The sequence below is a fragment of the Paraburkholderia silviterrae genome, from assembly GCF_004353915.1.
In the GTDB taxonomy this organism is placed as follows: Bacteria; Pseudomonadota; Gammaproteobacteria; order Burkholderiales; family Burkholderiaceae; genus Paraburkholderia; species Paraburkholderia silviterrae.
On the sequence record NZ_SMRP01000050.1, the window covers coordinates 21,776 to 36,380 of the forward strand.

The 14,605-nt window shown below is 66.6% G+C and carries 9 protein-coding genes; 1 reads left to right on the top strand and 8 read right to left on the bottom strand.

Annotated elements, in window-relative coordinates; translation table 11 throughout:
* Positions 1 to 86: 86 nt before the first annotated feature.
* A complete protein-coding gene (locus tag EYW47_RS38885) occupies positions 87 to 1,091 on the bottom strand; it encodes a LacI family DNA-binding transcriptional regulator (protein ID WP_133200113.1) in 1,005 nt (334 codons plus the stop codon).
* 239 nt (positions 1,092 to 1,330) lie between these two features.
* Here EYW47_RS38885 and EYW47_RS38890 point away from each other — a divergent pair, with 239 nt between their 5' ends.
* A complete protein-coding gene (locus EYW47_RS38890; protein WP_133200114.1) occupies positions 1,331 to 2,164 on the top strand; it encodes an isocitrate lyase/PEP mutase family protein in 834 nt (277 codons plus the stop codon).
* Positions 2,165 to 2,207: 43 nt separating this feature from the next.
* On the opposite strand, the gene EYW47_RS38895 is transcribed toward EYW47_RS38890, so the two are convergent.
* The 7 genes from EYW47_RS38895 to EYW47_RS38925 all read right to left on the bottom strand — a co-directional run bounded on the left by EYW47_RS38895 (position 2,208) and on the right by EYW47_RS38925 (position 14,403).
* Positions 2,208 to 3,014, bottom strand: a complete 807-nt coding sequence (locus EYW47_RS38895; protein WP_133200115.1) for a YfaP family protein — start codon at positions 3,012 to 3,014, stop codon at positions 2,208 to 2,210.
* 35 nt (positions 3,015 to 3,049) lie between these two features.
* Positions 3,050 to 3,871, bottom strand: coding sequence for a YfaP family protein (locus EYW47_RS38900; RefSeq protein WP_377785385.1), 822 nt, complete (start codon positions 3,869 to 3,871; stop codon positions 3,050 to 3,052).
* Between the two features lie 69 nt (positions 3,872 to 3,940).
* Entirely contained in the window at positions 3,941 to 5,638 is a 1,698-nt protein-coding gene (locus EYW47_RS38905) for a DUF2300 domain-containing protein (protein ID WP_377785386.1), read from the bottom strand.
* A gap of 94 nt (positions 5,639 to 5,732) precedes the next feature.
* A complete protein-coding gene (locus tag EYW47_RS38910; protein WP_133200116.1) occupies positions 5,733 to 10,646 on the bottom strand; it encodes an alpha-2-macroglobulin family protein in 4,914 nt (1,637 codons plus the stop codon).
* Positions 10,647 to 10,654: 8 nt separating this feature from the next.
* Positions 10,655 to 11,344, bottom strand: coding sequence for a DUF1175 domain-containing protein (locus EYW47_RS38915; RefSeq protein ID WP_133200117.1), 690 nt, complete (start codon positions 11,342 to 11,344; stop codon positions 10,655 to 10,657).
* Between the two features lie 2 nt (positions 11,345 to 11,346).
* On the bottom strand, positions 11,347 to 13,230 hold the full coding sequence (locus tag EYW47_RS38920) for a DUF2138 family protein (protein WP_133200118.1): 1,884 nt from the start codon (positions 13,228 to 13,230) through the stop codon (positions 11,347 to 11,349).
* A gap of 915 nt (positions 13,231 to 14,145) precedes the next feature.
* On the bottom strand, positions 14,146 to 14,403 hold the full coding sequence (locus tag EYW47_RS38925) for an RNA-binding protein (RefSeq protein ID WP_133200119.1): 258 nt from the start codon (positions 14,401 to 14,403) through the stop codon (positions 14,146 to 14,148).
* Between the last annotated feature and the right edge of the window lie 202 nt (positions 14,404 to 14,605).

Below are 14,605 nucleotides of genomic sequence, written 5' to 3' on the forward strand. Positions count from 1 at the left end.
GCGCTTCAAGTCACAAAGACTATGCCATCAAAGGGCTTTTGCAGGGAAATCGAAAGTTCACGCGCCCGCTGGCGCAGGCGGCCATTTCAGGCGCTTTCGCGCGGCACCACGGCGTAGTGAATGCGCGTCCTTGCGGTGCGGTGCGCGTGCGCGCCACGCTCGCCTGCGTCGGCGGCGAGCGCGCGGAGCAGCGCCTCGCCCGCGCGGCGGCCGATCCCGTAGGCGTCCACCGAGACCGTCGTGATGGTCGGATGGCAGCACGCCGAGATCTCGAAGTTGCCGAAGCCCGCCACGGCGATGTCGTCGGGCACCACGAGTCCGCGCCGCTGGCACTCCATGATCGCGCCGAACGCTGACATGTCGCTCACGCACATCACCGCCTGAGTGTCGGGCCAGCGCTCGAGCAGCGCCGCCATGGCGGGGCCGCCGTGGCTCATGGTGATGGGCGAGTCGCCCAGACGCACAACGCGCGGCTCGCCAAATCCGAGCGCCTTCACTTCGAGCTGATAGCCCTTCAGCCGGTCGATGCCGCGCCGGTCCAGCTCGCTCGCCCCGCCGAGAAAAGCGATGCGCCGATGACCCTTATCCGCCAGATAGCGCACCATTTCGCGCGCGGCGCTCACGTTGGAGAACCCGACCGTCATGTCGACAGGCGCCGCGGGCAGCTCCCACATCTCGACGACGGGCACGCCGGAGCGCTCGAGCAGCGTGCGCGTGGCGGCGGTGTGCTGCGAGCCCGTGAGCGCGATGCAGCGCGGCTGATGACGCAGCATCTGGCGGACGATGCGCTCCTCTCGCTCGGGCAGATAATCCGTGTCGCCGATCAGCAACTCGAGCCCGTGCGGCTCCAGTACGGCGGTAAGCCCGCTCACGGTGTCCGAGAAGTTCGAGCTCGATAGCGAAGGCACCAGCACCGCGGCGAACGACGAGCGGCCGGAAGACAGGGCGCCCGCCGCCGCATCGGCAACGTAGCCCAATTCGTCGATCGCATGTTGCACGCGCTCACGCGTGGCCTCCGAGGCGCTCTGCCCCGCCAGCACACGCGAGACCGTCATCTTCGACACGCCTGCGAGGCTGGCTACATCGGACATGCGCGGCGGCGTGGGTTTCGAAGCGGGGGGCCTGGTCATCGGGGGAAATTAATTGGATTGGGGACAGTGCATATGATAGCGGGCGCGGCGCGTGCGCCTGGCGCGGCACCGCGAGAGCGCGGCGGCGCGCGCAGGAGCACAATGCACGCTGACCGGCCTCGCCGCCAATGCCCACGCTTCCCACGCGCGACGCGAGCGCAGCGCCACCATGTCGGCCCGCCCAATCCTGGAGACACGCCATGCCCTCTTCGCCACGCAGCGTCGCGGAAAAACGCGCCGCGTTCCGCGCCTTGCATGCTTCCGGCTGCTTCCTCTTGCCCAATCCCTGGGACCCGGGTAGCGCCCGCTATCTCGAGGGCGTCGGCTTCAAGGCGCTCGCCACGACCAGTTCGGGCTTTGCATGGTCGCGCGCCCACGCGGATAATTCGCTGCCGCGCGAGGCCATCCTCGCGCATCTGCGCGAGATGGTCGCCGCCACCGGCTTGCCCATCAACGCGGACTTCGAGAACGGTTTCGGCACCGATGCGGCGGGGGTCGCGCAAAGCGTGGGCCTTGCAGTGGACACGGGCGTGGCAGGGCTCTCGATCGAGGATTCGACCGGCGACCCGGCCGCGCCGCTGTTCCCGCTGGAGGTCGCGATCGAGCGCGTGAAGGCCGCGCGGCGCGCCATCGACGAACGCGGCGGCGACACGCTGCTGGTGGCGCGCGCGGAAAACTTCTTCACTGGCGAGCCCGATTTCGACGATGCGCTTGCGCGCATCAAGGCCTATGCCGCGGCGGGCGCGGACTGCCTCTACATGCCCGGCATCCACACGCGCGAGCAGATTGTTGCCGTGGTTGCGGCCGTGGCGCCCAAGCCCGTCAACGTGCTGATCGGCTCGGCCTCGGAATTCACGCTGCAGGATCTCGCGGCAATGGGCGTGCGGCGCGTGAGCGTGGGCGGCGCGCTGGCCCGCTCAGCGTGGGGGGGCCTCATGCGCGCCGTGGAGACGCTCGTGCAAGGCCGCTTCGATGGCTTCGTCAACGCGGCGCCCGGCAATCAGCTCAACGATCTGTTCAGGAATCCTTCCTGATTATATCGACGATGCCGCGTTTGGCACGTGCCGACAGTGGCCCTCAAGGGATGACGAAGCGCTTCACGAGTGTCAACTCGCCCGGCTTGCGCATGGGCGCGCGCACTGTCTCGCTCTTTTCGTTCGGCGTGCCTTCGTCGGTAATGATGGTCACTTGTGCCACCGTCATGTCGCTGCCGCTGTTGCCGTTGCCGTAGTAGTTCACGTAGACGAGATACGTGCCGTGCAGCGGCGCGGCGCTCGAATAGATCTCGGGGCCATAGCCCGTCGTCACGTCCACGTCGAGCGCGCCGCCGTTTGGCGCCACGCGGTCGGCGTAGAACGTATGCACGCCGTCGGGCGACACCACGTGCAGGTCGAGATCCGTGCCGTCGGTGTCCCATGCGAGCACGATGCGCAGGCGTGCCTGCGTCTTGCCCGTGTAGGCATCGTAGAACTGCACGCGTTTGCGCGTGCCGTCCGCCGTGCGCAGTTCCACGCCGTTGCTGCCCGCGCCGAACGCGAACGGCCGCGAGAACGTGCCGTCCTCCTCGATGCGCTGTGGCATGGGCGTGCCGTTCACCACGAGCGTACCCACCGAGGTGCCCGGCCTCGCCTTGGGTGCGGCCTTGATATGCCCCGCGATGAGCGCGTTGACCGACTGGCCTTCCGGCGTGCTCACGGCCACCGCGGGATAGTGGACGTCCTGCGTATAGCGCGCCTGGTCCCCAGCCGAATTGCGCCAGCCGTTCAGCGGCGCGGTGAAGTCGACGGTGTCGGCGTGCGCGGCGCTCGTGAAGGCGCCAAGCGCAAGCGCGAAGCCCACGAGAGCGTCGCGCGAGAAACAACGATGGAGCTGGATCGCATTCATGCTGGTTCGCCTGGTCGTCCTATAGATATTGGAGCTCAAAGCCGCTCGCTCTCCACGAGCACGAGGTCGCCGATCTTGCGCAACGGCACCACGCGCGTTTCGCGACGCTCGTTTGGCGTGTTCTCGTTGAACACGAGCGTGAGGGTGGCGGTGATCACGTCGCGATCGTGCGCAGCGGGATCGAAGTTGTAGCCCGTCGAATCGAAATTGCCCCAGTAATTGAGGAAAAACAGCCAGGTGCCATGCTCCGGCGCCGCCGAAGAGAATATGCCCGGCCCGGCGCCATCGACGGAATCCACGTCGAAGCCACTGCCGTCCTCGAGGGTCGGATTCGCAAAGAAGGCGTGCAGCCCGCCTGGTGTGATCACGTGCAAATCGACTTGCGCGTGCGGGTCGTCCCACGTCACGATCGCCCGCAGCCTGGCCTGCGGCTTGCTGCGATCCGCCTCGTAGAACTGCATGCGTTGGTGCTTCGTGCCATCGGGCGAAATGATCTCAATGCTGTTCGAGCCCGCGCCAAATGCCCAGGGCCGCGCGAAGAAACCTTGCTCGTCGGTATAGAGCGGCGTGGGATTGCCGTTCACAACCAGCATGGGCGGGCGGCGCGCGTGCGGATCGACATGGTTGAGCTGGCCTTCGATCAGCGTGCGAAAGCGCTGCGCGCCGCGATCGACGGGCGGGCGCGGATACGCCGCCACGTATTGCTCACCCTCGTTCGTGAGACCGCTGTGACGCCAGCCGTTGAACGCGCCGGTGAGGCGCGCGAGTGTGCTGGAATCCGCCGCATCGCCAGCCGCGTGTGCAGGTGCACACACAAGCGCGGCGGCACCCGCCATCGCGAGCACACGTGCACTCATGCGCTGCAGTGCGGCACCGGGCTTGCCAATCGTCACCAATCGCTGTTGCACGAGCGCTTTCATGGTCATTCAGCTTCCTGTGAGGATCAGCTTGCGCGCAGTCTGCTCGATAAACGCCTCGTCCTGCCCGCGTGGATGGTGCGCGAACGCGAGATGCAGATACTCGTGTGCGAGCGCAATGCGATCGTCGTCGGAGCGCAGGCGGCGGATATAGACGCGGTTGCGCCCGGCGTCGGCATAGGGGCGGCCCGTCGTCACCTCGCAGACGGCCGGCAACTCGGGTTCTTCGTAACCCGCCTCCCCCGCGAGGCGCCGCGCCCAGACCGGCGCCTCGCGGCCCAGCCAGTCGCGCGCGCCCGCCACCGGCTCGCAGTCGCCCGCGAGCGGGCTCGTGAACGCGGTAAGCGTGGCCTGCGGCCAGCTGCGCGCGAGAATCGCATCGAACGTGAGGCCCAGTTGCGCGGCGGCCTTCGCGTCGAGCCAGCTCATCTGGCCGGGCGCGGCCTTGTCGTGATGAAACTGCACGGGCACGCCTGCGAGCACGAGGCCGTCGGTGAAATCGGCGGCGTTGCGCGATGCGGCTCGCGGTGCGCGCGGCAAGACGCGCTGCGTGCGGCTGCTGTCGTCGATGCGGTAGCAGCCGCGCTCGCGGCCGGCGTTCTGCACGAGATAACTGCGCGCCGCCACCGCGAGCGCGCGCGCCGCTTGCGGCTGCGCCGTGTCGCCTTCGCGCTCGACCACGCGCGCGACGTAGTCGTTCATGCCGAAGCGCCCAACGATGCGCGGCTTGCCGGTCTCGTCGCGATCGAGCAGCAGTTCGCCACGGCTTTCGATGGGCAGCCGGTTGCCGTTCTCGAATCCCACGCTGAAGCTGCCGTCGAGCAGGCCGGGTTGCGCGGGCCGGCCGCCCGCGCGCGTTTCGATTACGTTTCGGATCGGATAACGAGAAAAGAAATCGACAATCACACAAGCGCGGTCGTCGGGCACGGCGCTCTGCGCGACCAGTGGCGCAATGCGCGGCGCCGCGGCGGCCAGCACGCGCACGCTGCCCCCGCGCCCGCCTAGCCAGACCGGCGTGCCATCGGCCAGCCAGCCCGCCGCGCCGCCCGCGTAGCCACCGGGGTTCGATGGATCGGGCATGCTCCACGTCTTGGCCCGCAGCAGGCTGCCGTAGAGCGCGACGGTGCCCTCGCCGCGCCCGCTCGTGACGACCGAGACCAGCGTGCTCGCCGTGTCGTCGCGGGCGCGCGAGGGCACGGCCTGCAAGGCCTTGAGCAGGTCGTCCACGCGCACACGGCGCTCCGGGCGCAGCGCGTAGAGATCCAGCAGCCAGGCCGGCGCCTTCAGGGCGCGCCAGTATTGGCGCCACCCCACGGGATCGAGCTGCAATCTGTGCGGATCGAAAAAGAGGCCGCAAGACTGCACCAGCGCGCGGTCGCGGTCGATGTGGCCGCCGGTCATGCAGCAGTACACCTCCTCACGGTCGCCCCCGTCGCACTGATAGTCGGGTGCGGGGATCCGCCGGTCGACGAGATAGGCGTAAACGAACAGCTTCCAGACGCTGCCCAGTTGCGTATCGAGCGTCGGCGGCAATGGCGCACCCGCACCCGGCGCGCCGGCCTCGGCGGCAGCATCGAATGTCCACAGCCGCGCGTCGCCGTCGCGCAACCACGCGAAGCGCAGCACCGACGACGCCGTTGCCCCGCCCAATGACGATGCTTTCGGCGCCGCAACAGCCGGCGGCGTTCTCGCCGCGTGCTCGCTCACCGTGGCATACGCGTGGCGCGGCGCATTGCCCGCAAGCGCAATGGCTAGGACGAACACCGCGCTCCACCCGACAATACGCACCGTCACGCCGGCCTCACTCGATGCGCAGCGTGACCATGCGGTCGCTGCGGCCGCCCTCGTACGCCTTCTGCTCCGGCTGGTACATCCGGAAGTAGCGTGCGGGCGGCATCGTGAACGTGCCAGGCAGGGCGAAGCGCACAAGCTGGCGCAGCGCCACGGGCCGATCGAGCAAGGGCACGGGCTGGTGATAGCTGAGCTCGCCCATCTCGTAGCTGGCCGCGCGCGCGAACGGCTGCGGACCGCTGCCGCCCTCGCCCGCGCCGGGCAGCCCGGCAATGCTCACGCCCCAGCTCGTCGCCTCCACGGAGCCGCCCGGCGGCAGCGGCACGTCGAGCAAGCCGTAATGCAGCGCCGATCTGTCCTGCGGCGTGAGCGTGACTTCGTCGACATAGAGCGCGTTGCTGTCGATCGTATCGCCGGCCTTCATGCGATGCGCCTCGAACGTGAAGCGGCCCGCCTGCTTTTCGGCGTCGCTCGACGGCGCGATCGGATCGAGCCGATAAAGCGTGCGCCCGATCTTCACGGGCAAGCGGCTCGCCTGGGCAGCACGGCTGCGATACGAAACCAGCGCCGAGACGTCGGGGCGTGCGCCGCCCACGTCAAGCGAGGTCGGCAGCGCCGCGCCCGTCCACTTCCAGAGGGTTGCGCCCGTCGGCGTCGTCGTGCGCGCCCAGTCGTTGCCTTGCAGCGCGGGTAACGGCTGCGCGGCGTCGCCCGCACGCGAACCGGCCATCGCCTTGCGCAGCCACAGCAGCGTAAGCGCGCGGTCGACCGTCGGATACGATGCGCTGCTCTGTGCAAGCACAGCGCTGGCATCCACGGGCGTGCCCGCGTCGCCGGCCATCGCCAGCAGGCTCTGGATCAGCGGCGTGGGATTCGTCATGAGCGATGCGCGTGCGCGCGCGGCCAGCGCACTGAAGCCTTCGGGCAGGCTCGCGTTCGTTGCCCGCGCCGTGTACGCGGTCAGCACCACGGCCGCTTGCAGGCCGCGCGGCGAGTCGGGCGCGGCGAACACGAGGCTGTCTTCCATGCCGTATGCGTCACGCATTGCTTTGGCATCCTGATCGAACATCGACGATGCCTGCTGCGCGAGCTGCCCGGCCACGCCCGACACGGGCGTGGCCACCGGCAAGCCCATCTGCTGCAAGAGCCAGAGCGCCAGTGCACGATGCAGCAGCGGCTCCTTCGCGCCGTTGTCGCGATAGATATCAAGCGCATGCTGCCAGTTGCTGTCCGGCAACGTGATGCCGAGACTGCGGCTCGCGAGCCAGTCCGCGTAGTAGGCATAGGCCGTGATGAACGCGCTGCCCCCCGTGGTATCGCCCCACCAGCCGAATGCGCCGTTGATGCCGGCAAGCAGCGCAAGCCGCTGGCGCTGGTTGCGCAGACGCGCCTCGAGGCCCTGCGTCGTGCTCTGTGACGCAGCGACACCCAGCGCCGTGACGTCTGCATCGTGGCCCAGTGCGTCGTGTGCGAGCGCGAGCGGTATCAAGCGGCTCGAGGTCTGCTCGGCGCAGCCGTATGGGTATGCAATGAGATCGTCGGCCACGCGCGCGAACTGGCTCGTGCTGTTCGACACGAGACGCACGCGCACGTCCTGCGCGTCGGGTGCGAGCGCAAGCGGCTTCGGATTCGCGTCGAGCGGGACGGGTATTTCACGCAAATCGAGCCAGCCAGGCGCGCCAAGGCTCACCGAAGTCTGCAGACGGTCCATCTCTTTGCCGTTCACGCGCAGGCTCGCATCGACGAGACCTGGTGTGAGCGCGACGCGCGGCAGTGCCAAATAGTTGGCACCCGGCTTGAGCGTCACCTTGCGATCGAGCGCGAGGCCTGCGCCATTGACCGTCCACTGCGCATCCACATCGGACGCGCCCTGGTTGAACGCGAGCATGTCGATCGACGGCTGGTCGCCGCTGCGGAAGCTCGCAGGGCCGCTCCATTTCAGATAGAGCGGCTTATCCGAGCGCACATACGCGGTGCGCTGCCCCACGGTGCCGTCCGCGGAAATCGCACGCACGGTGATGCGCCAGCGCGCGAGTGCGTCGGGCATGCGGAAAGTCATGCGTGCGTGGCCGCTCGCATCGGTCTGCAGATCGGCCTGCCAGGCCGCCGTGTCGATGTCGTCGCGGCGTGGACGCTCCAGCACCTTCACGCCGCGCTCGTTGTACTGCCCGCGCTGCGGACCGCCTGGCGCGCCGCGCATGGCGGAAAGCGCGAGGTCGTAGGTGATGAACGAAAGGCTCGACGTCGTGCGCACGTTGTTGCGGCGCGGGTGATAGAAGAAGTCCACGATGTCCGGCGCAATCTCGGGCTGCAGCACGTACACCATTTCGTCGACCACGCTCACGGTGAGATGGGCGGGCTGCGCCTTGCCAGCGAGCGTGCTGCCGAGATCGAGCGTAACGGTCTCGCCCGGCCCGTAGACAGGCTTGTCGCTCTTCACAGCGAGATCGATCGAGGGCTTCGCGACCACGATGCCCGCGTTCTGGAACACGTACTCGCCATCGTGCACGTAGAGCACCGAGAACGTCATGTTGGGCGCGAACTCGGGGCCGACCTTGATGCGCGCTTTCCATTGCGTGGGTGCAACGCGCGTGAGGCTCAGCCAGTCCGCGCCCTTCGAAAGCAGTGCGCGCGCCTCCACGCTGTCGCGTTCGAGCGTGAGCAGCGCATCGTCCACGGCGTACGGGAAGGTGATGAGCGCCTCGGCCGTATCGCCGATCCGGTAACGATCGCGGTCGAACACGATCTCGACGCTGCCGGGGATCGCCTTCAAGCCGTCTCCCGCCACCCAGTGGCTGGCCGCCGCGAGCAGGTTGCCCGCGTCGTCCTTCACCGAGAGCATGTACGAACCCGGTTCGTCGAATTGCAGCGGGAAGCTCACGCGACCGTCCGGGCCCGCAGCGGGCAGCGCGCCGTCGGCTTTCGTCTGCGACTCGAGTCGCACCCATTCCCATTTCGCCGGCTTGTGCACGCCCGCGCTGATCGCGTCGGCTCCAGAGTTGAGATTGGCATTGGCGAGCGCCGCCAGCGTGAACGTCACGCGCTCGCGCGGCTGCGAGAACGACTTGGCCGTGCTCAGGCGATACGGCGTCGCGCCGCGCGCGATCAGTACCTCGCGCGTCACGCGCACGCGATACGCGGCGCCGTCCTGTGCAAACAGCGTGAGTGCGTAGCGGCTCGGCTCCTTCGCGGCGGGCAGCGTGAGCGTGACGTTGCCGTCGCTATCGGTCTTGAGTTCCTGCTGCTCGAGCTTCACGGGAAAGAGGCCCGAATAGCGCAACTCGCCGTCCACGATCGCCACCTTCTGCCCGCGCAGCGTGACCGACACCTTGCCGTTCTTCACGGGCTTGCCGTCCGGGTAGCGCAACGCGATCTTGCCCTTGGGCGTGTCGCCGGTCGCGTAGTCGGACTTGTCCATCGTGAGATTCACGTCGAAGTGCGGCTTCACATACTCCGCCACGCGGAACGCACCGCCGTAGCTGTCGCCGTTGTAGTCGAAGCGCAGCGTATAGCCACCGCCCTGCGCGGTCGATGGCAGCGTGAAGGCCGCTTCGCCGCCGCTTTCCGATGCGAAATCCACGTTGCGCGTCGCGATCGGTGCGCCGTTCGGATCGAGCACGTCGAGCTTGAGCTGCGCGGGCGCGGCGGGCGTCGACTGATTCGCGCTCTGGAACGTGCGGCCGATAAACTTCACGTGGACCGCATCACCGGGACGATACAGCGGCCGGTCGGTCACCGCGTAGATCTTGGTGTTGTAGATCTCACTGTCGTAGTAGAAGTTTTCCGATACGAAAACGCCGCCCTGCGGATCGCTGCCGATTACGTAGCTGCGCTCGGGCGAGACGTGCTGGAGCACCAGCGCGCCATCCGCGCCCGTGGAGCCGCTTTGCAGCACGCCCACGCCGTCGGTCCAGTTCACGTCGGTGTTGGGCACCGGCTTGCCGTTATCGCGCCGCGCGGTCCACACGAGCAGGCCGCTCGACGCCGCCTTCACGACCGCGACCGTATCGGAAACGAACAGCAGCGTATGCGCGCGGTAGTTTCCGATCATCGCCTCGACGAGATAGAGCCCCGGCGGCAGCTTGCCAACCGGAATCATCACGTTGCCCGAGGACGCCTCCACGAAGTTGCTGCTGCTGCCTGCGAGGTTCACGCCCTTGGGCGGCTGAATGGTTTTCGCGTTCCAGATCGGATAACGAAAGCGCGTGACGAGTTCGTAGCCGCGCAGCGGCGCAAAGCGCGATTGAGGCTCGAAATGCGTGGGCGCGCCCGGCTGCTCGCCGAGCTTGAATTCAGGCTTCGCCTCGGTGACCTTGCTGCGCGTCGCGAACGAAAGCACGCGCTGCCAGGCGCGGCGCGCGTCGCTGAGCCAGCGGTCCCACAGGTACGCGAGCGTGTTCGCGAGGCCCTCGCCCTGATAGTTCGGCTTGATGTTGAGGCGATGCAGGTTCTTCTGCGCCTTGAGAAACGCGAGCGCATTCGGCACCTTGTAGACGACGATATCGGCGCCGCCGTAGCCTTCGAGTTCCGACTGGAATTCGCGGCCCGGCGCTTCCAGACGCACTTGCGCGAGCTGGTTGCTGCCGAAGCTCGCATCGGAAAGCAGGAAGAACGGCTGGCCCCGCACGACCTGGCTGTCGTAGCCGCTCGGCGTCGGCGCACCCAGCGTGGAATTCGCGTCGATGCTCTGCTGCGCGGCATTCTCGCCGCTCGTGGCGTTCTCGCCATCGTCGGCCCAGGCGGGCGCCGCGCCCAGACAGAAGCACAGCGAGAACAGCGCGATCAGCGTTGCTGGCAGCACCGAGGCGCGCCGATGTGCGCTGCGTTTCGCATCGGAAATCCGGGCGCGAGCGAAGAATTTCGCATTGGAAACGCCCGAGAAAAGCAGCGCAGCGGAACGCGGCACAAGAAGCAGACGTTGCATGGCGGCACTCATGGCGTCAGAAACGCGAAACGAAACACACCGACGAAGTTCGGATTGCCGTCGAACGGCTGCCAGCGGGAATCTTTCCATTGCATCAGGTCGGAAACGGCGACGGCGCGCAGACCGCTATCGGTCGGCGTGACGGTGCCCGTGTGATAGGCGATGTAGCGGTCGAGCCAGATCATCAGATGCTGGTCGTCGCCTTGATCGAAGAACAGCAGGTCGCCCGGCAGCGCCTGATTGACGTCGCGCGAAACGAAGCGGCTGTTGCGTTGTATGAGCGCAATGGCCGAGACGTAGGCGCCAACACTGCCGTCGATGCGCGTCCAGCGGTTCGCGAGCGAGCGCTGCTGTGGGCTCAGTTGCAACTCGGGTGGCAGCCGGCTCGCGTCACCGGCACTGTTCAACCCGTTGGCCTTCAGCCAGCGCGCGTCATGCTCGCGCAGCGCCTCCATGGCCGCAAAGCGCACGAGACCCGCGCAGTCGCGCTGGGTCCAGCGCGGCGTGGGGCCGCGGCGTATCTGCTGGTCGACGATGCGCACGAACCACGCACGAAATATCGTCGATTGCTCGGGCGTGAGCGCATCGGGGTCGGGCGCGGCCTGCGTTGGCATGAGCGCGCGCACCGGGCCCGCAAGCGCCACGCCGAGTGCGGTCACGCCAGCCGCCGCGCATCGGTGGAAAAAGCGGCGGCGCATAGTCAGTCGCCACTCGTGCCGGGCTGGGCCGGCTGGTCTTCGGCGCTCTGCGCGGTGTCGGCTCCAGCGTCGCCAGCGGCGGCGTTGCCGGCGCCGTTGTCCGCGTCTTTCGGGCCGGCGCCCAGCGGATGCCCTGCTGCCGCGTCGCCGCGCGGCGCCACGCTCGCACGCGTCTCGACATGCCACTCCACCGGCACCCAGCCCGCCGACGAAGGCAGCGAGTCCGGCAGGCTCAACGCCAGCGGCGGATAACTCGCCACTGCGTGCAGCTTCGGCAACAGATGCGTGCGCGCGGCATTGCGGAAGATCGCCTCCTGGTCGGCCGGCAGCGCACGGCCCGCCTCGCGCTCCACGAGCGCCGCCGCAGTGGATGGCATGACCGACACGACCGTGGTCGACAGGCGCTGCGGCGAGAGCGTGTCAGCGATGGCCGGATAGCGCTTGTCCAGCACAGCGAGCGTGTCGTCCACGAGACGCCCGTCGGGCGAGAACACCACGTAGCCGTGCGCGAGCGCGAGCGTCACCGGGAAGTAGCGCGGCGCGGACAACTGTGCCCCGTATGGCGAGCCCGCACTTTGCGCCGTGCCCGAGCGCGCGCTCACCGCGCGGGTCCAGAGCGTGACGCCGGCGCTCGGCTCGCGTGTCTGCACGGGCAAGCGCCGATAGCCCGCCTCGTTGCCCGCCTTCGCTTCGTACGCGCCGATAGCGTCACCAAAAACGTTTGCAAGCGCTCCCTTGATTGCCGCAAGTTGCGCCGGATCCTGCGCCGCCTCGGGTTTGAGGCGCGCGACGAACACGGGCGCCACGAGCGTCGATTTTGCGTACCAGCACACCCCCGCGGGTCCAGCGAGGCGCTCGCGCAAGACCTTCGACGCGGCTTGCTCGCCATCGCCCAGTTCGTCGAGCAGATCGGCAGCATCGTTCCAGTCGACCGGCAGGCTCGCGCAGGCCGCTGCGTTGGCGGGCAACGCGCGCCACAGATCGGCGCTGTCCCAGTGCTGCGGCAGACGAGCGGGATCGATCAGCACCGCCGTGCTCCATGTGCCGCTCGCCTGCGCATCGCTCTTGCCCGACGCGGCGAAGTCGAAACGCAGCGCATTGAGGCCCGAGAAAAAGGCCTGATAGCCGAACGAAAGATAATTGACCGACACAATCAGCCGATGCCCGTTCACCTCTGCGGGCGCGCTCTCGAGGCGATATGTGCGCAGGGCATCGTCGCCGCCGTCGTCGAGCATCTTCGCGAGCGCCTTGGCGCGCTCGCCGATGGTCTTGCCGTCGGCGTCGAGCAGAATGCCGGGCTCCGACATGACGATGAGACGCTCGCCCTTCGCCGCGAACAGCAGCGTATGGCCGACCGCTAGCTTGAGCGCGTAGACCGGCACGTCGCCCGAGAGCGTGGCCGCCTGGCTCAGTTGGCTATCGCCGGCCGCCACGTTACCGATGGCCTGCATCAGCTTCGCGAGGCCGTTGCGGCGCATCGTCATCACCCAATAGCCGAGGCGGCCATCGGGAGAGCGCCAGAGCAGCACGCGCGAGGGTTCGTCGAATACGCGCTTGATGAGTTCGTCGCGCCAGTCGAGATCGTGCTCGAATGCAAGCCGCCGCACGGCGCCTTCGGCGGAAAGACGCGTGGAACTGGATTCGTAATAATCGACGAAATCGCGTGTCAGCAGCGTGCGCAACAAAGGCACGCGTATCATGTCGCTCGGCAAACGAGAAAGGGCCGCGCTGTCGATAATTGCGTCGGGATAGCGAATATCGAAAGTGACTTCGTGAGATCGAAACGCAGATCTCCCACCGAAAGGACGCCAAATCGCCTGAATGGCGACTATGGCAACGATTAAAACCGCGGCGGTTAGCGCGGCCTTTTTGCGCGTTAACTTCATCGAATCAATCGCCCTGAATTGGAATATTCGTTTTCTTTCGCACTGCTGCGCTAATTAAAAAAACGCATGCCCGTTTGTTTGCCGCGCGCCAACTTTTTTCTGCGATCAGCCATTTCCAGTTGGCAGGAATACTACCTTAAAAGCCATATAAATGGCGTGAATGATTCTGGTCGCGCGACATATTCGCATTTGTTAACATTTTATCGTTATGCATATTGCGTAATGCATTATCGACGGCCAGGATCAAGGCGCCAAATTGAGTCGATGCGCGCGTCTCTTGGGCCGTCGTCGCTACATCTTGCTCAAGTCCAGGTGATGTCGTCTATCAACTTCCCAAGCCAAGGTGCGCAGGGCCTCTATCTGGGCCATGTCGCTTGACAATTTATATTTTGTCTAGCACCAATTTCCGTCCATATTCCGGCTAATCCGCTCGGCAAGGCGTTGCTGTGTCTTCGCATGGTCGATGCGTTGCGAAACCGCGTAGACGACGGAAAGAACAGCAAGTTCGTCAGGGAGACAAAACAGGAGGCATCATTCACGACAATGCAGAAGAACGACCATCGCTTCGCCCCCGCACGCGCCACGGGCGCACCGGCCTCGACTGCGCGCGGCAACTTGATGGCCCTCGCGAGCGCAACTGCAGTGGCCACGCTGCCAAGTGCCTTGCCCGGATGCGGAGGTGGCGGTGGCGGCTCCAGCACACCGGCGGCCGCATCAGGCGGGATAACACCGGTATCGGACGCCCCTATCTGGGGCACGACTGGCGCGGCGGAGCAGATCATCGACGCGCCACAGCACCTCACGACGCACAACACATCGCGTGTCGGATAGTACGCGGACGGCGCCTGGTTTGCGCCAGGCGCATACGCCTCTCGCGCAGAGTCGGCGCCCATACACAGTGCTGAAGCCACGCAGTCAGTCGGTTTCGCGCACAGGCAGTATTTGGACGCTGATCGTGCGGTCGTTCCAGAACATGTTGTGCACGCGCGGTTGGAGCACGCGCAAAACTTCATCGGATACGTTGGCGTAGTGCAGCAGCGCGGCGGGACGCGAGCCCGTACCCGCTATGCGGCTAATGTTGTCGTAAGGCGGGAAGCCATACTTCTGCAAAAAAGCGTTGATCTCCTCGTCGGTAACGCTTTCTTCGACGTTTCCAAGCAGCAATTCGGCCATGGCGCACCTGACTTCGAAGTTGAGATTCGGTGTTCGGGGTAGGCGTTCAAGCGCTCATGATAGTGTGCAGTGCAATATGGCGCCGCCAAATGGGCCATGTGCCGGATGAAGTCATTTTGGCGGCGTGCGTGTTTTATGCGCTTTTCAGCCGCGTAAACGCCAGAACCCCGGTGCTCTTGCGGAGCCACCGGGGTTCTGGACG

Coding starts and splice junctions, on each gene's coding strand:
- EYW47_RS38920 (WP_133200118.1), bottom strand. CDS start 13,230: ATGAAGTTAACGCGCAAAAAGGCCGCGCTAACCGCCGCGGTTTTAATC.
- EYW47_RS38900 (WP_377785385.1), bottom strand. CDS start 3,871: ATGAGTGCACGTGTGCTCGCGATGGCGGGTGCCGCCGCGCTTGTGTGT.
- EYW47_RS38890 (WP_133200114.1), top strand. CDS start 1,331: ATGCCCTCTTCGCCACGCAGCGTCGCGGAAAAACGCGCCGCGTTCCGC.
- EYW47_RS38910 (WP_133200116.1), bottom strand. CDS start 10,646: ATGCAACGTCTGCTTCTTGTGCCGCGTTCCGCTGCGCTGCTTTTCTCG.
- EYW47_RS38915 (WP_133200117.1), bottom strand. CDS start 11,344: ATGCGCCGCCGCTTTTTCCACCGATGCGCGGCGGCTGGCGTGACCGCA.
- EYW47_RS38885 (WP_133200113.1), bottom strand. CDS start 1,091: ATGTCCGATGTAGCCAGCCTCGCAGGCGTGTCGAAGATGACGGTCTCG.
- EYW47_RS38925 (WP_133200119.1), bottom strand. CDS start 14,403: ATGGCCGAATTGCTGCTTGGAAACGTCGAAGAAAGCGTTACCGACGAG.
- EYW47_RS38895 (WP_133200115.1), bottom strand. CDS start 3,014: ATGAATGCGATCCAGCTCCATCGTTGTTTCTCGCGCGACGCTCTCGTG.